This is a genomic window from uncultured Bradyrhizobium sp., assembly GCF_936928535.1.
GTDB lineage: Bacteria > Pseudomonadota > Alphaproteobacteria > Rhizobiales > Xanthobacteraceae > Bradyrhizobium.
In genome coordinates, this window is sequence record NZ_CAKZHY010000083.1 from 1 (window position 1) to 21,115 (window position 21,115).

The 21,115-nt window shown below is 63.4% G+C and carries 20 protein-coding genes and 1 tRNA gene; 9 read left to right on the forward strand and 12 right to left on the reverse strand.

The window, feature by feature from the left end:
* Nucleotides 1–56: 56 nt before the first annotated feature.
* The 6 genes from Q0687_RS13160 to Q0687_RS13185 form a co-directional block, all read right to left on the reverse strand.
* Nucleotides 57–800: a polysaccharide deacetylase family protein gene (locus Q0687_RS13160; protein WP_298877192.1), complete on the reverse strand. Its 744-nt coding sequence runs from the start codon at nucleotides 798–800 to the stop codon at nucleotides 57–59.
* Between the two features lie 105 nt (nucleotides 801–905).
* The gene (locus Q0687_RS13165) at nucleotides 906–1,907 is read right to left on the reverse strand and encodes a homoserine O-succinyltransferase (protein WP_298877195.1); all 1,002 of its coding nucleotides are present in this window, start codon (nucleotides 1,905–1,907) and stop codon (nucleotides 906–908) included.
* 12 nt (nucleotides 1,908–1,919) lie between these two features.
* The gene (locus Q0687_RS13170; RefSeq protein ID WP_298877198.1) at nucleotides 1,920–3,221 is read right to left on the reverse strand and encodes an O-acetylhomoserine aminocarboxypropyltransferase/cysteine synthase family protein; all 1,302 of its coding nucleotides are present in this window, start codon (nucleotides 3,219–3,221) and stop codon (nucleotides 1,920–1,922) included.
* A 241-nt stretch (nucleotides 3,222–3,462) separates the two neighbouring features.
* Nucleotides 3,463–5,019, reverse strand: a complete 1,557-nt coding sequence (locus Q0687_RS13175) for an amidase family protein (protein ID WP_298877201.1) — start codon at nucleotides 5,017–5,019, stop codon at nucleotides 3,463–3,465.
* A gap of 83 nt (nucleotides 5,020–5,102) precedes the next feature.
* The gene (locus Q0687_RS13180) at nucleotides 5,103–6,137 is read right to left on the reverse strand and encodes an aldo/keto reductase (protein WP_298877206.1); all 1,035 of its coding nucleotides are present in this window, start codon (nucleotides 6,135–6,137) and stop codon (nucleotides 5,103–5,105) included.
* Nucleotides 6,138–6,148: 11 nt separating this feature from the next.
* The gene (locus tag Q0687_RS13185) at nucleotides 6,149–7,330 is read right to left on the reverse strand and encodes an MFS transporter (RefSeq protein ID WP_298877209.1); all 1,182 of its coding nucleotides are present in this window, start codon (nucleotides 7,328–7,330) and stop codon (nucleotides 6,149–6,151) included.
* 98 nt (nucleotides 7,331–7,428) lie between these two features.
* On the opposite strand from Q0687_RS13185, the gene Q0687_RS13190 reads away from it, so the two are divergent.
* Nucleotides 7,429–8,388 carry a LysR family transcriptional regulator gene (locus tag Q0687_RS13190; RefSeq protein ID WP_298877212.1) on the forward strand — a complete coding sequence of 320 codons (960 nt, stop codon included), beginning with the start codon at nucleotides 7,429–7,431 and terminating at the stop codon, nucleotides 8,386–8,388.
* Between the two features lie 9 nt (nucleotides 8,389–8,397).
* On the opposite strand, the gene Q0687_RS13195 is transcribed toward Q0687_RS13190, so the two are convergent.
* The 4 genes from Q0687_RS13195 to Q0687_RS13210 form a co-directional block, all read right to left on the reverse strand.
* Nucleotides 8,398–9,309 carry an SGNH/GDSL hydrolase family protein gene (locus Q0687_RS13195; RefSeq protein ID WP_298877215.1) on the reverse strand — a complete coding sequence of 304 codons (912 nt, stop codon included), beginning with the start codon at nucleotides 9,307–9,309 and terminating at the stop codon, nucleotides 8,398–8,400.
* A 110-nt stretch (nucleotides 9,310–9,419) separates the two neighbouring features.
* On the reverse strand, nucleotides 9,420–11,252 hold the full coding sequence (locus Q0687_RS13200) for a carbamoyltransferase (RefSeq protein ID WP_298877218.1): 1,833 nt from the start codon (nucleotides 11,250–11,252) through the stop codon (nucleotides 9,420–9,422).
* Nucleotides 11,253–11,261: 9 nt separating this feature from the next.
* Nucleotides 11,262–11,411, reverse strand: a complete 150-nt coding sequence (locus Q0687_RS13205; protein ID WP_298877221.1) for a DUF5989 family protein — start codon at nucleotides 11,409–11,411, stop codon at nucleotides 11,262–11,264.
* Nucleotides 11,412–11,420: 9 nt separating this feature from the next.
* Nucleotides 11,421–11,840 carry an SxtJ family membrane protein gene (locus tag Q0687_RS13210; protein WP_298877224.1) on the reverse strand — a complete coding sequence of 140 codons (420 nt, stop codon included), beginning with the start codon at nucleotides 11,838–11,840 and terminating at the stop codon, nucleotides 11,421–11,423.
* A 324-nt stretch (nucleotides 11,841–12,164) separates the two neighbouring features.
* Between Q0687_RS13210 and Q0687_RS13215 the strand changes: the two genes are divergently transcribed.
* Entirely contained in the window at nucleotides 12,165–13,088 is a 924-nt protein-coding gene (locus tag Q0687_RS13215; protein WP_298877227.1) for an SGNH/GDSL hydrolase family protein, read from the forward strand.
* Between the two features lie 29 nt (nucleotides 13,089–13,117).
* Here the strand turns inward: Q0687_RS13215 and Q0687_RS13220 are convergent, their stop codons facing one another.
* Complete coding sequence (locus tag Q0687_RS13220; protein ID WP_298877230.1) at nucleotides 13,118–14,074, reverse strand: MurR/RpiR family transcriptional regulator; 957 nt, start codon at nucleotides 14,072–14,074, stop codon at nucleotides 13,118–13,120.
* A gap of 253 nt (nucleotides 14,075–14,327) precedes the next feature.
* On the opposite strand from Q0687_RS13220, the gene Q0687_RS13225 reads away from it, so the two are divergent.
* From Q0687_RS13225 to Q0687_RS13250, 6 genes are all read left to right on the forward strand, one after another.
* A complete protein-coding gene (locus Q0687_RS13225; protein ID WP_298877233.1) occupies nucleotides 14,328–15,869 on the forward strand; it encodes an ABC transporter substrate-binding protein in 1,542 nt (513 codons plus the stop codon).
* A 74-nt stretch (nucleotides 15,870–15,943) separates the two neighbouring features.
* Entirely contained in the window at nucleotides 15,944–16,888 is a 945-nt protein-coding gene (locus tag Q0687_RS13230) for an ABC transporter permease (RefSeq protein WP_298877236.1), read from the forward strand.
* Nucleotides 16,885–17,745, forward strand: coding sequence for an ABC transporter permease (locus tag Q0687_RS13235; protein WP_298877239.1), 861 nt, complete (start codon nucleotides 16,885–16,887; stop codon nucleotides 17,743–17,745). The genes Q0687_RS13230 and Q0687_RS13235 overlap by 4 nt, the downstream gene beginning before the upstream one ends.
* 3 nt (nucleotides 17,746–17,748) lie before the next feature.
* Nucleotides 17,749–18,723 carry an ABC transporter ATP-binding protein gene (locus Q0687_RS13240; protein ID WP_298877241.1) on the forward strand — a complete coding sequence of 325 codons (975 nt, stop codon included), beginning with the start codon at nucleotides 17,749–17,751 and terminating at the stop codon, nucleotides 18,721–18,723.
* Complete coding sequence (locus Q0687_RS13245; RefSeq protein ID WP_298877243.1) at nucleotides 18,720–19,670, forward strand: ABC transporter ATP-binding protein; 951 nt, start codon at nucleotides 18,720–18,722, stop codon at nucleotides 19,668–19,670. Before Q0687_RS13240 ends, Q0687_RS13245 begins: the two co-directional genes overlap by 4 nt.
* Before the next feature lie 118 nt (nucleotides 19,671–19,788).
* Nucleotides 19,789–20,424 carry a LysE family translocator gene (locus tag Q0687_RS13250; RefSeq protein ID WP_298877246.1) on the forward strand — a complete coding sequence of 212 codons (636 nt, stop codon included), beginning with the start codon at nucleotides 19,789–19,791 and terminating at the stop codon, nucleotides 20,422–20,424.
* 29 nt (nucleotides 20,425–20,453) lie between these two features.
* Here the strand turns inward: Q0687_RS13250 and Q0687_RS13255 are convergent.
* Nucleotides 20,454–20,543 (reverse strand) — tRNA-Ser (locus Q0687_RS13255).
* A 195-nt stretch (nucleotides 20,544–20,738) separates the two neighbouring features.
* Here Q0687_RS13255 and Q0687_RS13260 point away from each other — a divergent pair.
* On the forward strand, nucleotides 20,739–21,080 hold the full coding sequence (locus Q0687_RS13260) for a hypothetical protein (protein ID WP_298877262.1): 342 nt from the start codon (nucleotides 20,739–20,741) through the stop codon (nucleotides 21,078–21,080).
* The last annotated feature ends 35 nt before the right edge of the window (nucleotides 21,081–21,115 follow it).

The window sequence follows — 21,115 nt, forward strand, 5'->3', positions numbered from 1 at the left end:
CCCCTCATCCGGCGCTTCGCGCCACCTTCTCCCACAAGGGGAGAAGGAAGAAGGAGCTACGCCCCGATTCTGCGCAAGGCCTCGGCAACCGTCACGATCGGCATATTGCGCGCCTTGGCCGCCTGCAGCGCGTGGCCCAACAGGGCCGGCGTGCAGCCATAGGGGCTCGGCGTATCCACGACGTCATGGCCATAGAAGATCAGCCAGCCGCCGCTTGCCACCGCTTCATCGAAATAGCGGTCGACGCCATCGGTATCGATCTCGCTGGTGACCAGCGGCGAAGCGCGCAGGAACTGGAGATCGATCACGTCGCTGTTGACGCCGGGAAGGATGCCCCGCGCCGAGCGGAAGATCTTGGCGAGCTGCGGTTTGCGCCAGATCGAGGCGAGACCGTACGGATAGGCGAAATTCTCGAGCTCGATCGAGGAATCGATATCGCGAAAATGGCTGCGATTCCGCTCGATCTCGCGCGTCATCGCGTTCTCGTCGAGATCGACCGCGCGAGAGTGTGAAAAGGTGTGGCAGCCGATCTCATGGCCGGCACGATGCAGCCGAACGATCGCATCGTTCGACAGGCCGTACCAATGATCGTCGGGCCGATCGATCAGGCTGCCGGAGAGATAGTAGGTGCCGCGCCCGCCATGCGCTTCCAGCAGCGAAGCTCCTTCGCCAGCGGCGCTGTCAGGCGCATCATCGAAGGTGAAGCTCACCATCGGCGCGTGCGCCGGCAAGCGGTGCGGTACGGCGCGAAAATGCCGGGCCAGCCGATTGCTCAAGCGTCCGTTGAGGCCCGACAGCACGAATGCATTCCCTGTGAGTCTGTGTTTCCGTACTGAAACATTTGCGCGGGGTGTGAGGCAAGCTTAACGCTTGGGTAATCCTAACGCGGAACCCGCCGCCTTGGGTTAACGCGCCGGCAGGGGCGCATCCGCCTCCGCGCCGAGATATTGCAGCCAATTGCGAAATAGCGCCGCCGCGGCGCTGCCGGCCGCAATATCGGTGCGCAAGGTCAGCGCGGGTAACTCGTTGGTCAGCGCCGGATGACGCTGGTGCTTCGCGCGCTTTTCGAAGCGGGCGAGTTTCTCTTCGGTCGCCGCGTCAAAATAACTCACCGGGAGGGCGGGGTAGACCTCCCGCTCGCGCGCGAGGTAGCGGCCGATGTCGCGCAGATATTCGCGCTGGAGCGACAGCGCGTCGTACTCAGGATGGCCCTGGAAGAACACGAAGCGGCTGGCATACTGCCGGACGAAGACGTCGACTCCAGCCTGAGCCGACCGGGTCAGCACCTGATAGCCGGCCTGGGCGAGATCCCGCTCGGTCACTTCGTTCAGACGCGAATGCGAGACCTTGAGCGGCGCCGGCGCATCGCGGGTCAGCGGATCGCCGGTCACGGCCTCGCAGTCAAAAATCCCATGGCATTTCGACGGCAAGCGCTGTCGTTCGACGCGATCGAGATGGAGCACCGCCGCATGGGCGGCGAGGCACGACCAGATTGTCGAGCGGGTGTTGACCTTGGCCCAGTCGATCAGCTCGGTGAGATCACGCCAGTACGGTTCCTGGTCGAGCTCAGGTGCCACCGGTTCCGCGCCTGTTACGATCAGGCCATCGAATTTCCGGTGCTTGAGATCGGAGAGATCGGAATATTCGCTCTCGACATGCCACTTCGCCTCCGGCGAGCGCTTCACCGAAGGCAGCGAGAAGCAATGAAAGCGGATGCGGCGCGGTCCTGCGGCGGCCTGCAGCAGTTTCATGAACTGCCGTTCGGTCGCCTTCAGCGCCGTATCCGGCATGTTGTTGATCAGCCCGATGGTGAGCTCGGCCCCCGCATGATCGCGCGCGAGGTCGCCCTCGGCTGGAACGAGTGCCGGGCTCGCGATACCTTGATCCCTGGCGATCAGGACGCTCATCGGTCCGATTGCCTACTCCGCGGCCTGAAGACGCGCGGTGGGGCAGGCCTTTTCCAGCGCCTGATCGATGTCCTCGATGATGTCTGAGGCGTGCTCGATGCCGATCGAGAGGCGGATCGTCTCCGGCAGCACGCCGGCTGTGCGCTGCTGCTCCGCCGACATCTGCCGGTGCGTGGTCGAGGCGGGATGGCAAGCCAGCGACTTGGCATCGCCGATATTGACGAGGCGCGTGATCAACTTCAGCGCGTCATAGAAGGCCTTGCCGGCCTCCATGCCGCCCTTGATGCCGAAGGTGAACAGGGAGGAGGCGTTGCCGTCGAGATATTTCTGGACCAGCGAATAATAGGGGCTGTCAGGGAATCCGGTGTAGTTGACCCAGGCGACACGCGGGTCGTTGCGCAGGAATTCGGCGACCTTGCGGGCATTCTCGCAATGGCGCTCCATGCGCAGCGCCACGGTCTCGATGCCCTGCAGCAACAGGAAGGCGTTGAACGGCGACAGCACCGAGCCCATGGTGCGCTGATAGACGCTCCGCGCACGCTCGATATAGGCGGTCCTGCCGAAGCGCTCGGCATAGACGAGGCCATGATAGGAGGCATCCGGCTTGTTGTAGGCCGGGAAACGGTCGGCATGCTCAGCCCAGGGGAAGTTGCCGGAATCGACGATGGCGCCGCCGAGCGTGGTGCCGTGGCCGCCCAGGAATTTGGTCAGCGAATGCACGGCGATGTCGGCGCCGTAGTCGAACGGCTTGAGCAGGATGGGCGTTGCAACGGTATTGTCGACGATCAGCGGCACGCCATGGGCATGCGCGATCTTGGCCAGGGCCTCGATGTCGCAGACATTGCCGGCGGGATTGCCGATAGTCTCGGCGAACACGGCGCGGGTGTTCTCGTCGATCAGCCTTGCGATCGCATCAGGCGCATCGCTCTCGGCGAAGCGGCCGGTGATGCCCTGCCGCGGCAGGATGTGCGACAGCAGCGTGTGGGTCGTGCCGTAGAGCTGCGGCACCGACACGATGTTGCCGCCGTGGTCGGCGACGTTGACGAAAGCGAAATGCAGCGCCGCCTGGCCCGTCGCAACCGCGAGGGCGCCGACGCCGCCTTCGAGCTCGGCGATGCGCTTCTCGAGCACTGCGCTGGTTGGATTGGCGATGCGGCTGTAGCGGAATCCTTCGGCCTCCAGATTGAAAAGCGCTGCGCCGTGATCGGCGCTGTCGAAGGCGTAAGCCGCGGTCTGGTAGATCGGCACGGCGACCGCGTGCGTGGTGGCTTCGGGCTCGTAGCCGGCGTGAATAGCAATCGTCTCGTTGCGCATCGTACCACCTCCGCGTGGCGCGGCCCGCACTTATTGGCCTGTATGAGGCATGTGCGTTGTCCGCCGTCCCTCTGTTAGAGGCGGGTGGTAAAGCGGACAATAATTCGCTTAGAGATCGAGGAAGTAACCCTAATGGTTGTTGGCGAATTGGCTAAAATTTGAGTCAATTTCGATTAACTAGTGCGCGGCAATCATCGGCTTCTCCCTCCCGCCGAGGAGAGGGAGAACCAGTCCTATCAACCTACGCCATCGTTTCCCAGAGCCGATGGGCCAGCACGCCCGCGCGCTTCTCGATCGCGGCGGCGGCGTCCAGCGCGAGATCCTCGCGGTAGCGGCCGGCGATGAGCTGCACGCCGATCGGCTTGCCGTCATGCAAGGCGACCGGCACAACGGCACCGGGCAGACCCAGCACGTTGATGGCGGAGATAAAGCGGATCTCACCCCAGAAGATCTCCTGCACGCGCTCGGCGCTGACGGTGTCGTCGCGCGGACCCGGCGTCGGCTGCACCGTGGTCGGCGCCAGCACCACGGGATACTCCTCGAAGAACAATTGCCAGGCGCGGATATGGCCGCTGCGCGCGGCGGTGGCACGCATCCAGGCGGGAAGATCGAGCGCATTGGCCTTGGTCTTCATGCCGTTCCAAGCCTTGTGGAAATCCTCCGAGGTGACTTTCAGCATGCCGGCCTCCTGCATCACCACCGTCTCGTTGGTGATGATGTCGCACCAGGTCTGCCAGACGCCGTTGATGTCGGGCACCTCGACCTCGCTGACGCGGTAGCCGGAACGCTCCAGATGATCGGCGGCCTGACGCAGCGCGGCACTGACCGACGGATCAACCTTCATGTCTCCAGGGATTTTCGCCAGCGCGACCTTGATCGGTCCCTTCGGCTTCGGCCCGATCAGCGGTGCCGGCACCCACCAGGGGTCGCGCGCATCGCGCTGGCTCATGACCTCAAGCGCCAACCGAACGTCGGCGACATGGCGGGCGAGCGGCCCCTGCGCGGACATCAAATGCGCCAGCATCGGCCGCTCTGCGGTGGCACTAGCGTTGAAGGCGGGAATGCGTCCCTGCGTCGGCTTGATGGTGGCCACGCCATTGCAATGCGCCGGCCAGCGCAGCGAGCCGCCGATATCGTTGCCATGCGCGATGGTGCCGATGCCGGCAGCGACCGCCGATCCCGCGCCGCCCGAGGAGCCGCCGCAAGTGATGTCAGGATTCCACGGGTTGAGCGTCAATCCGTGCAGCGGATTGTCGGTGAAGCCGCGAAACGAGAATTCCGGCGTGTTGGTGAGACCGATGACGATCGCACCTGATTTCTTCAGGTTGCGGACAACAGGAGAATCCGAGGGCGCAATGAGATTCTTGTTGGCGGGGACGCCGTTGAAATTCGGCCGCCCCTCATAGTCGACGTTCTCCTTGATGGTCACGGGCACGCCGTGCAGGAGACCGAGCTCGCCACCTTTGGCGCGTTGCTTGTCCGCCGCATGCGCTGCCTTCAGCGCTTCCTCTCCAAGATCGACGACGACCGCATTCAGCTTCGGATTTACCGCATGCATCCGCTCCAGATGCGCCTCGACGGTCTCCACCGCGGAGATTGCACCAGAGCGGATCGCAGCGGCGGTCTCGACCGCGGACCATTGCCAGGCCGGCCCCTTGGGGCGACGGGCCGCGGCCTTCTTGACGGTTTTCTTGGCCGCCTTCGCGGCAGGTCCCTTGCGGACATTGACCTTCTTGCCCGCGGTCTTTGCAGCTTTCTTCGAAACGCTTTTCTTCTTGGTCGTCGTCTTCTTCGCCACGTCGCCTCTCCTGAAGTTTGCGGCGCGGAGGTTATGGACGGCAGCGGGATCTGTACAGCGGCAATTGTCGAGGAGCGATGGACTCACACAAGCGGTGGGTTCAGCCGCGCAAACCCCTCCTGGATGCGATAGGGATAATAGGGATAGGGCGGCATCACCGCGCTGGCCTCATCGAGGCGCTTCAGCTGATCCGGGCTCAACGACCAGCCGACCGCGCCGAGATTGTCGCGGAGCTGCGCCTCGTCGCGGGCGCCGATGATCACCGAGGAGACCGTGGGGCGCGACAGCAGCCAGACGATCGCAACCTGCGGCACGGTGCGGCCGGTCTCGGCGGCGATCGCGTCGAGCACGTCGACGATGGCATAGAGCCGCTGCTCGTCCACGGGTGGGCCGAATTGCGCCGTGGCATGCAGGCGGCTGTTCTGCGGCAAGGGCTGATCGCGCCTGATTTTGCCGGTGAGCCGGCCCCAGCCGAGCGGGCTCCAGACCAGCGCGCCCACGCCCTGGTCGCGCGCGAGCGGCATCAGCTCCCACTCATAATCGCGGCCGAGCAGCGAGTAATAGACCTGATGGGCGACATAGCGCGGCCAGCCGTGACGATCTGCAACGGCGAGCGACTTCATCAATTGCCAGCCGGCGAAATTGGAGACACCGACATAACGCAGCTTGCCGGCGCGCACGAGCGTATCGAGCGTGGACAACACCTCTTCGATCGGCGTGAACGCGTCGAAGGCGTGGAGCTGGAGCAGATCAAGATAATCCGTGCCGAGCCGCCGCAGCACCGATTCGACCGAGGCGATCAGCCGATGCCGCGACGACCCGGCATCCAGGGGTCCATCGCCCATCGGCAGGCTCATCTTGGTCGAGATGAGCACCCTGTCGCGCCGGCCCCTGATGGCGGCACCGAGGATCTCCTCTGAGGCGCCGTTCGAATAGACATCTGCGCTGTCGAACAGGTTGACGCCTGCCTCCAGACAGACGTCGACGAGACGGCGCGCCTCTTCGATGCCGCTGCGGCCCCAGGCCGAGAACAGCGGGCCCTGTCCGCCGAACGTACCCGTGCCGAAACTGAGAACGGGCACCTTGAGCCCGGACGCACCGAGATTGCGATATTCCATCTGATCCTCCCCTATTCCGCCGGACACGCCGCGATTGCTGCCTGCCTGCGATCGAGCTGCAGGCTCCACATCGCGAGCACGAGGCCGATCGCCGTGATGCCCGCCGCAACCAGCGGCAGCGCCGGCAGGCCGAGCCCGCGATCGATGGTGACGCCGCCGGCCCATGCGCCGAGCGCGTTGCCAAGATTGAAGGCCGCGATGTTGAGGCTCGAAGCCAGCGTGCGGCCGCTCGGGCCGGCGGCTTCCAGCACGCGCAACTGGAGCGGCGCAACGGTCGCGAACGCCGCAACGCCGAGCAGCAGGATCAGCGCAATCGTGGCGACCTTGACCGACAGCACGGCGGCAAGGCCAAGCAGCACAATGGCAAGCGCGGCCAGTGTGCCGGTCAGTGCACGCGCGAGACCATGGTCGGCGAGCTTTCCGCCGGCGACATTGCCGACAGCCAGCCCGACGCCGAACACCAGCAGGATCGGCGAAACGGCGGCCTCCGAGAAGCCGGTAAAGCGTGTGAGGATCGGCTGGATATAGGTGAAGACGACGAACACGCCGGCAAAGCCGAACACGGTCATGGCAAGACCGAGCAGCACCTGTCCTCGCCCCAGCACGGCAATTTCCTCGGCCAATGAGATCGGCTTATCGCCATTGCCGACATGTCCGGGCACGAGCGCCGCCACCACCGCGAACGCGATCACGCCGATCGCCGTCACCGCCCAGAACGCCGCGCGCCAGCCGAGCATGAGGCCGAACCAGGCACCGAAGGGCACCCCCAACAGGGTGGCGACGGTGAGGCCGATGAACATGGTGGCGATGGCGGAAGCGCGCTTGTCCTCGGCGACGAGGCTGGTGGCAACGACCGAGCCGACGCCGAAGAAGGTGCCGTGCGCAAGCGACGTCAGCACGCGGGCGGCCATCAGGAGCTCATAGTTCGGCGCGAGCGCACAGGCCGCGTTGCCGAGGGTAAAGATCGCCATCAGCGCCAGCAGCACGGTCTTGCGCGGCAATCGGCGCGTCGCCAGGGTCAGCACCGGCGCGCCAACGAAGACGCCGAGCGCGTAACCTGAGATGAGCAGGCCCGCGACCGGCACGGACACGTGCATGTCGGCGGCGACCTGCAGCAGCAGGCCCATGATGATGAATTCGGTGGTGCCGATGCCGAAGGCACCGGCGGTGAGCGCGAGGACGGCGGGAGGCATGCGTGGCTCCGATAGATGAGACGAGCCACGCAGATAGCCGGATCCACGTAAAATCATTAGAATGTCCGCAATCCAATCATTTGTGACGTGAATTCAACATGGCCCGCTTCGATACCAACCGTTCCGCCGAGATGGAGGTCTTCGTCCGCGTCGTCGACCTCGGGGGATTCACCCAGGCGGCGCGAAAGCTCCGCCTGACGCCATCGGGCGTCAGCAAGCTGATCTCGCGGTTGGAGGCGCGGCTCGGCTCGCGACTGATCAACCGCACCACGCGCAAGCTGACGCTGACGGAGGAAGGCCAGACCTTCTACCGCCGAGCCGTTGGCATCCTCGGCGAGATGGAGGAGGCCGAACGCGAGGCAGCATCCGGCGCGACACCGCGCGGCCGCCTCACCGTCAACAGCAACATCCCGTTCGGCATGCTGCATCTGATGCCGCTGATCCCGCGCTTTCTCGCGGAGCATCCCGACGTGACGCTCGATCTGGTGATGACAGATACGCTGATCGACCTGATGCAGGAGCGCGCCGATGTCGCCATCCGTGTCGGTCCGCTCAAGGCTTCGCGCCTGATTGCGCGCAAGCTCGGCACCAGCCGCATGGTCGTCGTCGGCTCGCCGAGCTATCTGGCACGCTCAGGCACGCCAAAGATCCCGGCGGATCTCGCCAAGCATCGCGGCATCGGCTGGACCTTCCCCCGCATCCGCGGCGGCTGGCCGTTCAAGCGCGGCGATCGCACCGAGGAAGCCGTGCCGCCGCCGGCCGCCCGCGTCAGCGACGGCGAAGCTGCCCGCCGCCTTGCCCTCGGCGGCGTCGGCCTTGCGCGTCTCGCCCTGTTCCACATCGGCCCAGACATCGAGGCCGGGAGGCTCGTGCCAGTGCTGCAAAGCTACAATCCAGGCGACCGCGAAGACATCCACGCCGTCTATGTCGGCCACACGGCTCCCTTGCCTGCGCGCGTACGCGCATTCATCGATTTCCTGGCGGAGCGAGTACGAGTGAGTGATCCCGTGCTGAAGCGCGCAGGAGACGGGGGATGGCGGGTGACCACAGGCGGCTAGGCCCGAAGTTCACCGCCGCTGCGGCTCCGATGTCGGCGGGGCGGATGCGGCCACACCGTTAGCCGACAACAGGCCGTAAAGCTTCTCGGCGACGAACTTGTGTCCCTCCGGCGTCCAGTGAGCACCGCTTGCGGCGCCGGGATAGGCATCGGCACCGTCGAGCGCAACGAATGGAACATGCGTGGCCTGCAGATGGCGAACGAGGCTCTCGTCGGTGGCTTGCAGGCCAACCAGGAACCGGGCGCCATTGGCCTCGACGAATTCCCTGATCTTGTCGATCAGCCGTTCGGTCGGGTCCGGCACCTGCACCTTCGGATACTCGAGCTTCAGGTAGACGGCGCTCACAAGCCGCAGCAGCCAGACATGTTTGACCCACCAATTTTCCCTGATGGCTTGCAGGAGCGACGTTGGAACTGGCTGTCCCTGCAACACCAGCGATCCATCCGCCGACGTGGCGAAGTAAGGCTTGTGATAGCCCTCGTAACGGATGTTGGTGCTGTTATCGTCGCGATCATTGTTGGTGCAAAAGATAAGGACGACGATCGCCGGCTTTACCTGCGGCCATAATCGTTTCAGCAGCAGATATTCCTGGTCGGTGCCGTAACCCGACACGCCTGCTGCCAGTATCTTGTACCCGGTCAGGCGCGGCTTGAGCAGCTCGCTGAAGCGCTCGCCCGCTTCGGCATCGAGCCCCCAGACGAAGGAATCGCCGAGGAACATGACAGTCGGACGTGCATCGAGCGTGAACTCTTCGTCACGCAGGCCAAGGCGGTTGTGCGCGGCGTGGATCTTGCGCACGTTGGTCACGACGGAGACCGCCCCCGGAACCGGGGCCCATCCGAGCTCGGTGTCATAGGCGTAACTCAGCGAGCGCTCGGTGATGCCGTCCCGCAGCTCGCGGAAATCGGCGATCCGGAGCACGACCTCCAAAGCCGCCAACGTCAAAGACGTCACAATCAAGATTGCTACGAGCGAATGGGCTTTGCGACCCGGCTTCTGCCCCTTGCGAGCAGCGTCGTCATCCCTGTCCATCAGTCGAGCTCGAAGCGGTTCTTGTAGTCGAGCTTCAGTGCGGGCGACTGGTCTTCCTTCCTCAGGAAACAATTGCCGACCACCAGGACCTCGATATCGCTGCCCATGAAGCAGCGGAAGGCATCTTCCGGCGTGCACACGATCGGCTCGCCGCGCACGTTGAAGCTGGTATTGACCAGCACCGGACAACCCGTCGCGGCCTTGAAGGCCGTGAGAAGGTCGTGAAACCGCTTGTTGGTGTCGGCATGCACGGTCTGGACGCGCGCCGAATAGTCGACATGGGTCACGGCCGGGATGTCCGATCGGGCGATATGAAGGCGCTCGATACCGAACAGCGTCTCGTGGCGAGGATCGGCCGGTAACCGCCGCTTACGCAAGACGTCCGCGACGAGCAGCATATAAGGACTGTCCTCATCGAGCTCGAACCAGTCGGCGACATCCTCACGGAGCACCGCCGGCGCGAATGGGCGGAAGCTTTCGCGAAACTTGACGCGCAGATTGAGCGAGCTCTGCATGGTGGGGGACCGGGGATCACCGAGAATGGAGCGCGCGCCCAACGCACGTGGACCGAACTCCATTCGCCCCTGGAACCACCCGACGGCCTTCTCCGCGATCAGGGCCTCGACGGTCTGGCGAATGATGGCGTCGTCGTCGAGCGCGGCGAACACGGCACCGGCTGCTCGCAGCCGGCTTTCGATCTCGGATGGCGCGAAGGCCGGCCCGAGATAGCTTCCTGCCATGGCGTCGCCCGGCGCGGGGATCCGGGGTTTGCCCGCGAATTGATGGTACGCGGCCAGCGCGGCGCCGACCGCGCCTCCGGCATCACCAGCGGCCGGCTGGATCCAGATCTTCTCGAATTGTCCGTCACGCAGGATCTTGCCGTTGGCGACGCAGTTCAGTGCCACGCCGCCGGCGAGACAGAGATTCTTCGAAAGGCCCTCGCGCGCCAGGCTGCGCGTGAGCCGCAGCACGATCTCCTCGGTCACCTGCTGGACCGACGCTGCCAGATCCATGTGACGCTGCTCCAGCAGCTCCGATGGATCGCGCGGCCTACCGCCGAACAGGTCATCGAAACGGCCATTGGTCATGGTGAGACCGGTGCAATAATCGAAATAGCCGAGATCGAGCCTGAAGCTGCCGTCGTCCTTGAGATCGACGAGATGCTCGAGGATCAGGCCGACATATTTCGGTTCGCCATAGGGGGCGAGCCCCATCACCTTGTACTCGCCGGAATTGACCTTGAAGCCGGTATAGTAGGTGAAAGCGGAATAGAGCAGCCCGATGGAATGCGGAAAGTTGATCTCGCGCCGCAGATCGAGCGTGTTGTCGCGGCCGAAGCCGGCCGACGTCGTCGTCCACTCGCCGACACCATCGAGCGTCAGGACCGCGGATTCGGCAAACGGAGAAGCGAAGAACGCCGAGGCCGCGTGGCTTTGATGATGATCGGCAAACAGAAGCTTCGCCTCCCAATCGACAGCGTCGTCGATCGAGCGCAGGTGATTGCGGAGCACGCTCTTCTGGAACAACTTTTCCTTGAGCCAGATCGGAATGGCGGTCCGGAACGACTGAAAGCCGCGTGGCGCAAAGGCGAGGTAGGTCTCGAGCAGGCGCTCGAATTTGAGAAACGGCTTTTCGTAGAACACGACATGGTCGAGCGCGCTCGCGCCAATGCCGGCTTCCGCAAGGCAGTAGCGGACCGCCGAGGCGGGAAATCCGGAATCGTGCTTCTTGCGCGTGAAGCGTTCTTCCTGCGCCGCCGCGACGATCTTGCCGTCAACCACGAGCGCCGCGGCACTGTCATGATAGAAGGCCGAGATTCCCAGGATACGCATCTCGATTGCTCAGAACAGCGTATAGATGAACGGCGCCAACGCCGATCCCTTGGTCACGACCAACAGACCGCCGAGGACCAGCATCACCGCCAGAATCGGAATGAGCCAGAATTTGCGGCGGGCTCGAATGAACGCGAATAACTCCCGCAGGAATGACATGTGTTGTGCCTAAAATTGCTGGCGCATCGATTCGGAAATGTCTCTTGGGTCGGAACGGGGAAGCCAATAGGTCGATAATGCGGTGCTGCGCCCGAGCCGGAGAAAATCCTTGCCCGACAATCGCATGATCCATCCGATCGGCAGGATGACGCCGAAGAACAGGATCGCCATGATGATCGGATTGACGACGCGGTACATCAAGAGGCCGAGCTTCAGCCAGGCCCGGTTGGCAAATCCCAGCGTTTGCGGACGCCATAGCGTCAGGCCAGCGAAAACGACCGCGGCGCAAAGCCAGAACGGTGCGTGAGACGAATGCTTGTAGAGACCGACGAGCCCGATCAGTGCAAACACCGACGCCATCGTGAAGCCGAAATTGCGATTGCTCGGTCCGGCAACGATTTCTTCGCCGGACGATTCCAGAAACTGCATCAGCCCTCTCCGCGCATCGTCTGCCAAGGCCCCGCGCCTGCCATTGGGCGCTGCCAGCTTATCCGCTTAAGGCGTCGAAACTCAAGGCGACGGAATGCCGGATTTATACTGCTGCTCGCTTTTGCTGCACCACAATAAGCACTGCGAAGGACGCCAGGCTTTTGACCTCCGGCGACTGGCGCCACGAAAAAGGGACGAAACCGAAACGCCAATTCAAGAGGGAGTGCAAATCGTCGTCAATGTGCAATATTCGTCGGCATAGTTTCACGCGATGGAGCAGCCGTGAATCTCAAGTCCCTTGGGTCGACGCTCGTCATCATCCTCTTGTCACTGCTCGCCGTCGAAGGTGCGCTTCGGCTGGCCGACTTTCGTGTGCTGCGCCAGGACTCGAGCGAGCGCTCGCTGTCCTATGACTACGATGCCGAACTCGGCTGGATCCCGGTCCCCAATTCCGAAGCCATCGTCACGACCGCGAGAACGATCCACGCCAGACACAACAGCCTCGGACTGCGCGACATCGAGTACCGACCCGATGGCAGGCCAGCCATCCTGTTTCTCGGAGACTCGTTCGTGTGGGGCGTCGATGCCGAGGCCAATGAGCGCTTCACGGATCTGCTGAGACAGCGGCTGCCGCAATTCTCGATTCTCAATGCAGGCGTCTCCGGATACGGGACGGATCAAGAGCTGCTCTGGCTGAAGCGGCTGTGGCCCACTATCAAGCCCGCCATCGTCGTGCTGCTGTTTTGCACCGACAACGATCGCTTGGACAACGGAACGAATGTCCGATACGGCGGCTACCGCAAGCCCTATTTCGAGACGACGGCCGATGGCTCGCTGGCCGCCAGGGGACAGCCGGTACCGAAATCACTGAAGTTGATGATCCGCGATGAGTGGCTGCCGCGCCACGTGTGGCTGGCGCGTCTCGCCTCGTTCGCCTATGTCGAGCTCCATGCGCCTCAGCTGTTCGTCCCCGATCCCACCAACAAACTGGTGGGCGCGATCGACGATTTCGTCACGGGCAACGACGGCAGGCTGCTCGTCGCCCTCCAGCACAAGGACGATCAACTCATCTCCTATTTGCAGCAGCGCCGAATTCCATTCGTGCCCCTGGATGGTGCCGCCGCCTACGGCGCGGAGCACGGGGCGCATTTCACGCCGGAAGGTAACCAGTTCGTCAGCCGTACCCTCGAGACATTTCTGAACCAACAGGTCTCTCAATCCGGTCCGACCGCAGGGGCGCGAAACTGACGCCGGGATTCATCGAAGCTCGGCGTGGTTCAGTCGCCGAGCGGCCCGTTTGAACTCCCGTCCGTCCCCTTCAGCAACTCGTATTTGATCCGACGCATCCGTGTCTGGGCTTCGAGCGGCTTGCAATAGGCCGTCGACGCGGCGAGCAGATCGATGGCTGCGAGAAGAGCATAGCGCGACGCGGTCGGCTTGAGCGCATCGGGCGCTTCGGGCACGTGCACGCCGAGCGCGATATCGGCGATTGAGGCCAATTTGCTCTGCGGCTTGGTAATCGCGACGACAAGCGCGCTGTTTTGCTTGGCAATACGGGCTGCCTCGATCACCTCGTTCGCCATACCCGTGGTCGAGATGGCGACCACGACATCGCCCCGGCCAAAGGTCGCGGCGATCATGCGCATCAGAATCGGGTCGGAGCTGTGCGAGACGGCGATCCCGAGACGAAAGAAGCGGTTTTGAACCTCCATCGCCGCAAGGGTCGAGCCGCCGCCCACGCCGAACGCGGCCAATTTCGAACAGCGGGAAATCGCTTCGGCCGCCCTGTCGATGTCCTCTCGCCGTAGTCCCTCCTCGGCGGCGGCAATTGCACGACGAATTTCCTGGAACACCGAACGCCAGAGCGCCGGGCGCGCCAGATCCGTGCCGACATGCGGGGGCAGTTCAAGGTAAATCCGCCCCACCGCCATTGCCTGAGCCAGCCTCACCTTGAGGTCGCGGACGCCGCGACAGCCGACGGAGCGGCTGAATCTGGTCACGGTCGGTTCACTGACACGCGCGCTACGCGCCAGCTCGGCATTGCTCGCGTGAATGGCAAACTCGACATCGGCCAGCAGCGCCATGGCAACACGCTGTTCCGAGGGACTGAGACTCGGAGCACTTTGCCTGATGACAGAGACGATGTCGCCGGCCACGAAAGCGTCGCGGCGCAATGGCGTCGAGCCTGCAGTCCCAGCGGCTTTCGACGTTTGAATTCGCTTCGCACGCGGCATGCGCGCCCTTCCTCAGGTCGGATTAACCCGCGCCTCGGCCAGGAGATCGCCGAACGAGATCGCCGTAAGAAACCTTCAGCCTTGACCGGCTCATGTATCGGCAGACGAGCAATCTATGGCAATTTTTCACTTGAAACCTAGCATAATCTGCTTGTAACTTTCAAACAACGATAACGTGCCGCCGGATCAACACCGGTAGGTGCATCCCCTGCACATCGAGGCAGGCGGCCAAAACAAGGTGGGAGGGGCGATCATGAGATGCGACCTCAGTGTCTTGATGCGTGGCGCCGTTGGCATTGCCACCGCATTGTTTCTGAATGCGCAGGCCAGCGCGGCCACCCTGCTTCGTGAAGCCACGATCGGCGAGCCGCCGCCACTCGACGTCATGCTGACGACAGCCGACGTCGCATCCGTTATCGGCCGCCACATCTTCGAAACATTGTATGCGCTGGACTCGACCTACGTGCCACGCCCCCTGCTGGCCGAGAGTGATCGTGAGGAAGACGGCGGCAAGACCATTGTCATCAAGCTGCGGGAGGGTGTGCCCTTCCACAACGGCAAGGAAATGACCGCCAAGGACGTGGTCGCTTCGATGACGCGGTGGGGCAATGTCGGCGCGCGCGGCAAGCTCCTGATGGCCGCAGCCACCTCAGTCGAGGCCACTGGAAAGTATGAGGTTACGCTGAAACTATCAGCGCCCAACGGAGCCTGGAAAACCCTCATTGCGGACGTCAATGGCGGCCTTGCGATCTATCCGGAAGAGATCGCCGCCAATGCAGGCAACAAGCCGATCGAGCAGAAGGACTATATCGGCACCGGTCCTTACAAGTTCGTGGAGTGGCGGCCGAACCGCTATGTCGAAGTGGAGAAGTTTGACGGCTACAAGCCGGTCAAGGAGAAAAGCGACGGCTTCGCCGGTGCGCGCGCCGCCATTTTCGACAAGATCCGCTTCATTCCGGTGCCTGACGTCGGAACGCGCGTGAGCGGCGTGCAGGCCGGAGACTACGACTATGCGGAGATGATCTCCGGCGATCTCTACGAATCCCTGAGCAAGGACCCATCGGTTCAGGTGCAGCGTACCAACGCGCCGATCTTCGGCCTTTTCTTCATGAACTCGAAGCAGGGAATCCTGAAGGACAATTACAAGCTCCGCCGCGCCATCCAGATGGCGCTGGACAAGTCGCAGGCCCTGCGCGTCGCCTTCGGCTCGAAGGACCTGTGGAATGCCGAAGGATCGATCTTTCCCAAGGGCACGCCCTGGTACTCGACGGAAGGTGTTTCCAGCTACAGCCTCCACGATCCAAAGAAGGCCAAGGAGCTTGCCAAGGAAGCCGACTACACGGGGGCTCCGATCCGCCTCCTGGTCTCGACAAACTACCAGGCTCACTACGATGAAGCCTCTGTCTTCACGCGCCAGCTGGCCGACGCCGGGATCAACGTTCAAATGATGGTCGTCGATTGGGCGACGCTTCTGAAGATGCGGGGTCAGCCGGAACAGTGGGACATCTTTGTCACCCATCATTCGTTCTCGCCCGATCCGCTGCTCCTCACGTTCCTGAATGCGAGCTACCCCGGGTGGTGGGACAGCCCCGAGATCGGCGCACTTCGGGCCGACTTGATCAAATCGACCGATCCGACGGCACGCAAAGCGACATGGGACAAGATCCAATCGCTGATCTACGACCAGGTTCCGGTCATGAAAGTGGGGGATGCCTACACCTATGACATCGCTTCTCCCAAGCTGAAGGGGCTGAACCCGAATGGTCCCGCGTTCTGGAATGTGTCCACGAAATAGGGACCAGGCAATGAGACCACCCGCAATGTCCAGCGCCGGCGCGCATCGTCGCCGCTGATCAGCCGCACAATCGCATGTGGTCTTACGCACTCAAGCGCGCGGCAACGACGGCGGTGACGCTTCTGGCGGCGTCCGTCATTATCTTTGCCTTCATCCACGTCATTCCGGGCGATCCCATCTATGTTCTGCTGGGCGACACCGCGACCCCCGATCAGATCGATGCCCTGCGGCACCAGCTTGGTCTGGATCAACCGATCATCCTGCAATATCTGACCTGGATCGGCCACGTGACCGAGGGCAACCTCGGACGGTCGATTTTCTTCCAGGCGCCGGTGCTGTCGGTCATTGCTGATGGTGCCGAGACCAGCGCCTTGCTCGCCACCATGACGATGATCTGGGTCACGCTCATCGGCGTACCGGTCGGCATGATCGCAGCGGTCCGGCACGGCACCTGGCTTGACCAGGGACTGTCAGGCGCGGCGATGCTGATGGCCTCGATTCCGACGTTCTGGGTCGGGCTCTATTTGATCCTGATCTTTGCCGCGTGGCTCGGCTGGTTTCCGAGCTCCGGTTATCCATCGATCTTCGAAGGCGGCCTCGTCAATCTCCGCTATCTCGTCCTTCCGAGCCTCGCGCTTGCGGCGCCGAATGCGGCGCTGATTCTGCGGCTGACGCGCGCCAGCATGCTCGACGTCTCGCGCGAGGATTATGTGCGCACGGCCCGGGCAAAGGGCATCCGGCCCTGGCAGGTCGTGAGACGGCATATCCTGCGCAACGCGCTCCTCGCCGTGGTCTCGGCATTCGGCTTCACATTCGCAGCGCTGTTGTCCGAAGCCGTGGTGACTGAAACCGTGTTCGCCCTGCCGGGGATCGGCCGCCTCGTGGTTCAGTCGATCCTCCGCCGGGACTATCCGGTGATCCAGGGCGTCATTCTGGTCATCGTCGTCGTGTATCTCCTGATCAACCTGATCGTCGATCTGAGCTATCGCTTGCTCGACCCGCGGGTCGAACTGCAATGAGCCGCGATGGCGCAATCTTCTGGCTGAAGCCGTTCATCGCGCGCCCGATCGCATTGGTGGGGCTCGGCATCCTCCTGGGGACCCTGCTCGCCGCGATTTTCGCGCCCTGGCTCGCACCTTACGACCCCTACGCCATCGACCCGGCGATCCGCCTGACACCTCCGGACGCGCTTCATTGGTTCGGGACCGACCAGTTCGGCCGGGATACCTTGTCACGCGCCATCCAGTCGGCGCGCATGGCGCTGCTGATCGGTTCGGGCGTGGTCGGGTTCGCCCTTGCGACAGGCGTGCCGATCGGCGTTCTGTCCGCGCTGTTCCCCCGGCTCGGTCACGTGCTGATGCGCATGGTCGATGTGCTCATGGCCTTCCCGAGCCTGCTGCTCGCGCTTGGGCTGATCGTCGTCCTCGGCCCGAGCGTCGCCAATGCCATTCTGGCGATCGGGGTCGGCTACATGACAACAACAACGCGGATCGTTTACGGCCTGACACTGCGTTTGCGCACGGAGACCTATGTCGAGGCGTCCCGCAGCATGGGCGCCGGAACGGCCTGGCTGATCGGCAAGCATATCTTGCCGAACCTGGTCTCACCGCTTCTCGTGCAGGCCAGCTTCGTCTTCGCGTTCGCGCAGCTTGGCGCGGCATCGCTGGATTTCCTCGGCCTCGGCGCTCCGCCGGAGATTCCGAGCTGGGGCAACATGCTGGCGGAGTCGCGCACCTTCATCACCCGCGCGCCGTGGCTGCTGTTCTTTCCGGGCATGATGATCGTGGCGACTGCATTTTCACTCAACCTGGTCGGCGATGCACTGCGCGATCGTCTCGATCCCCGGTTCCGTCAGCTGTTTGGCGAGAAGGGCTAGATCGTGCTGTCCGTTCGAGACCTTACCGTGTCATTGGGGCCGGCGACTGCACCGGTCGACATCGTCGCAGGGGTGTCCTTCGAACTTGGCAAGGGCGAAATCCTCGGCCTCGTCGGCGAATCCGGCTGCGGCAAGAGCATGACCTCGCTTGCGGTGATGGGATTGCTGCCGCAGCCCGGCCCGCGGATCCGGACCGGCCAGGTCCTGCTCGAGGGCAGCGACGTGACACAGATGGAGCCCTGGCAGCGCGTCGAAGCGGGTCACGGCCGCATGGCGATGATCTTTCAAGAGCCGATGACATCGCTCAACCCGGTTCGTCGGATCGGCGATCAGATCGCCGAAGCCGTGCAGGTGCATGATCGCGTGTCCGGCCTTCCGGCGACCGCCCGGGCACGCGAGCTGCTCGAGCTGGTGCGCATGCCGGATCCCGCAATGCAGCTGTCCGCGTATCCGCATCAACTGTCCGGCGGCCAGCGCCAGCGGGTCATGATTGCGATCGCGCTGGCCTGCAGGCCTCAGGTCTTGATCGCGGATGAACCGACCACGGCACTTGATGTCACCATCCAGGTTCAGGTTCTCGGTCTACTGCGCGAGCTTTGCAACCGCCTCGACATGGCGATGTTGTTCATCACCCACGACATGGGCGTGATCGCGCAGCTCGCAGATCGTGTTGCAGTCATGTATGCGGGCCGGATCGTGGAGACTGCAGGCGTCGAAGCATTGTTCGGCAGGCCGTGCCACCATTACACCCGCGGACTGATGGACTGCATGCCGTCGCGAAACTCCGGCGCGCGCCGACTGCCGACCATAGGAGGCCAGCCGCCGGCACCCGGCACGGTGCGTGCTGGCTGCGTCTTTGCCTCACGATGCGCGGCGGTGCGCGAGACGTGCCGCTCGGTGGCCCCACCGCGCGCGGAGGTTTCTTCAGGACATGAGGTGCTCTGCGCTTTCCCCCTGGACGACGGGGGACCGCGATGACCGGAAACGCTGTCCTCGACATCAAGGATTTGAAGGTCTCCTTCAAGGTCAGGCGAAGCGGCGGAAAATATCAGGTGCGAGCGGTGGACGGTGTGTCGCTGTCGCTGGCAGAGGGCGAGGTGCTCGGAATCGTCGGCGAGTCCGGCTGTGGCAAGACCACGGTGGGCCGGTCCATCGTAGGGCTGGCGCGGCCGGACAGCGGCAGCATCAGTTTCAAGGGCAAGGACATGTCGGCCGCCGGCCTTCGCGACATGCGCTTGAACATCCGGATGGTTTTTCAGGATCCCTATGCATCGCTGAACCCGCGCCGCACGATCGGCGACTCGGTCGCCGAGGCTGGCGATATCAATGGCTTCTTCACGGGCCGCGCCGAGCGCAGCGCCGCGATCGCCGCCGCACTGACGGCGGTCGGCCTGGATCCGTCCTTTGCCGCGCGCTATCCGTACGAACTGAGTGGCGGGCAGCGGCAACGGGCCGGCATCGCGCGAACAATCCTTCCCTCACCGTCCATCGTGATCGCCGACGAGCCGGTCTCGGCCCTCGACGTGTCCGTGCAGGCCCAGGTGCTGAACCTGATGATGGATCTGCGGGAGCAGCTGGGACTGTCGATGCTGTTCATCTCCCACGACCTCGGCGTCATTGGACAAATCAGCAATCGTGTCGCCGTAATGTATATGGGTCGGATCGTGGAGCAGGCCACAACGCGGGCAGTCCTCGATGATCCGCGCCATCCCTATACGCGATCGCTCGTAGCGGCGATTCCGAAGCCGGACCCATCCAAGCGAATTCTCGGCGCGATCGAAACGGGTGAACCACCAAGCCTGTTCAAGCGGCCAAGCGGCTGCGCCTACGCGCCGCGTTGTCCGCTGGCCAGCCATCGCTGCCTGGTCGACGTTCCGGAACTTCGGTCCGTGGACGATCGGGCACTCGCCTGCCACAACGTATAGCCAGCGAGCAAGGGCCTCCCAATCCCTTGAGCTATCTCCATCGCGTGCGCCGAGCCGATCCAAAAAACCTCGGCAGTGTGTATGATAGTCGCCGGCAACGTGCCGGGAGCAGCAGAGCATGCTATCTTTTCTTGCATTCATCGGCACGTCGATCATCGTCATCGTGACACCGGGACCCGACACGGCCACGACGATCCGCAGCACTCTTTTGGCCGGGCGGACTGGCGGGATCTGCACGGCGGCCGGCATCGCAGTTGGACAGACGGTCTGGGCCCTGGCGACCAGCGTCGGCCTTGCCGCTCTCCTGGTGGCCTCGGCGCCACTGTTTCTGACGATCAAATATTTGGGGGCCGCTTATCTCATCTATCTGGGCGTCGTCGCGTTATACGAAGCCCTTTGGCCGCCGGAACAAGGTTTGGAGATCGCGGTGGAAAACCCCCCGCATAGAAGCGTGAGCCCCTGGATGGCTTTCAGGCAGGGGCTCATCAGCGACCTCAGCAATCCCAAGATGGCTGTTTTCTTCACCAGCCTGCTTCCCCAGTTTGCACCAACAGGCGGTTCGACCTTTGCGGCCCTGCTCGCTCTTGGAATTGTCTTTGCAGCGATGACCTTCCTCTGGCTCGCATTTTATGCCGCAGCTATCCACAAGGTGCGGCGTGCACTTCAACGCCCCACCGTGCGTCGCCTGGTGGAGGGCGCGACCGGAATGGTCCTGATTGCTTTGGGTCTGCGCATCGCCACCGAGCAGCGGTAGCGGGCAAGTGGCGGGTAAAATCGCGCCAATGGCGGAGAGAGTGGGATTCGAACCCACGGTACGGTTTCCCGCACACACGCTTTCCAAGCGTGCGCCTTAAGCCACTCGGCCATCTCTCCGGAGCGCCCTCTCTTGAAGGGGCGCCAGTGATTTTGCAAGGGATCGCTGGGGAATCAGGTGAATTTTCCGCAACATGTTGTATTTGCGAGAGAATATTGCCCACCAGGGAGTCGCCCGCTGCCCTTGCTGACTGAACCCTTCGCAGGTTTGGTGCGACGATTCACCTGACGACGCCAAACATGACCGGGGACACCATGACCATCCGCAAGACCCTCGCCGCCTTCAGCCTGATTTCAGCCCTTGGCGCCGGCTTTGCCACGCCGGCTCACGCCCAGGCCTGCACGCGCCAAGGCGTCGATGTGACCTGCGACGACGGCCGGCGTGGGATCCTTTCGGGCGACGCCATCCTCTGGCCGGACGGGACCCGCTCCAGCTCGACGCCGCATCAGAGCGTCATCATCGGCAACAAGAGCTCAGTGCATATCGGGCCCGGCGTGTTCGTTGGCCAAGGCAAGGGCATGGTGCCGATGGATGATCCGAACGCACCGAACAAGCGGCAATGCGCGATCCTGGATGGCGTGTCGTATTGTAATTGAGGAGCGCTCTTCCTTCTCCCCTTGTGGGAGAAGGT

Coding starts and splice junctions, on each gene's coding strand:
- Q0687_RS13165 (WP_298877195.1), bottom strand. CDS start 1,907: ATGAGCGTCCTGATCGCCAGGGATCAAGGTATCGCGAGCCCGGCACTC.
- Q0687_RS13170 (WP_298877198.1), bottom strand. CDS start 3,221: ATGCGCAACGAGACGATTGCTATTCACGCCGGCTACGAGCCCGAAGCC.
- Q0687_RS13180 (WP_298877206.1), bottom strand. CDS start 6,137: ATGGAATATCGCAATCTCGGTGCGTCCGGGCTCAAGGTGCCCGTTCTC.
- Q0687_RS13185 (WP_298877209.1), bottom strand. CDS start 7,330: ATGCCTCCCGCCGTCCTCGCGCTCACCGCCGGTGCCTTCGGCATCGGC.
- Q0687_RS13190 (WP_298877212.1), top strand. CDS start 7,429: ATGGCCCGCTTCGATACCAACCGTTCCGCCGAGATGGAGGTCTTCGTC.
- Q0687_RS13200 (WP_298877218.1), bottom strand. CDS start 11,252: ATGCGTATCCTGGGAATCTCGGCCTTCTATCATGACAGTGCCGCGGCG.
- Q0687_RS13205 (WP_298877221.1), bottom strand. CDS start 11,411: ATGTCATTCCTGCGGGAGTTATTCGCGTTCATTCGAGCCCGCCGCAAA.
- Q0687_RS13210 (WP_298877224.1), bottom strand. CDS start 11,840: ATGCAGTTTCTGGAATCGTCCGGCGAAGAAATCGTTGCCGGACCGAGC.
- Q0687_RS13220 (WP_298877230.1), bottom strand. CDS start 14,074: ATGCCGCGTGCGAAGCGAATTCAAACGTCGAAAGCCGCTGGGACTGCA.
- Q0687_RS13225 (WP_298877233.1), top strand. CDS start 14,328: ATGAGATGCGACCTCAGTGTCTTGATGCGTGGCGCCGTTGGCATTGCC.
- Q0687_RS13230 (WP_298877236.1), top strand. CDS start 15,944: ATGTGGTCTTACGCACTCAAGCGCGCGGCAACGACGGCGGTGACGCTT.
- Q0687_RS13235 (WP_298877239.1), top strand. CDS start 16,885: ATGAGCCGCGATGGCGCAATCTTCTGGCTGAAGCCGTTCATCGCGCGC.
- Q0687_RS13245 (WP_298877243.1), top strand. CDS start 18,720: ATGACCGGAAACGCTGTCCTCGACATCAAGGATTTGAAGGTCTCCTTC.
- Q0687_RS13250 (WP_298877246.1), top strand. CDS start 19,789: ATGCTATCTTTTCTTGCATTCATCGGCACGTCGATCATCGTCATCGTG.
- Q0687_RS13260 (WP_298877262.1), top strand. CDS start 20,739: ATGACCATCCGCAAGACCCTCGCCGCCTTCAGCCTGATTTCAGCCCTT.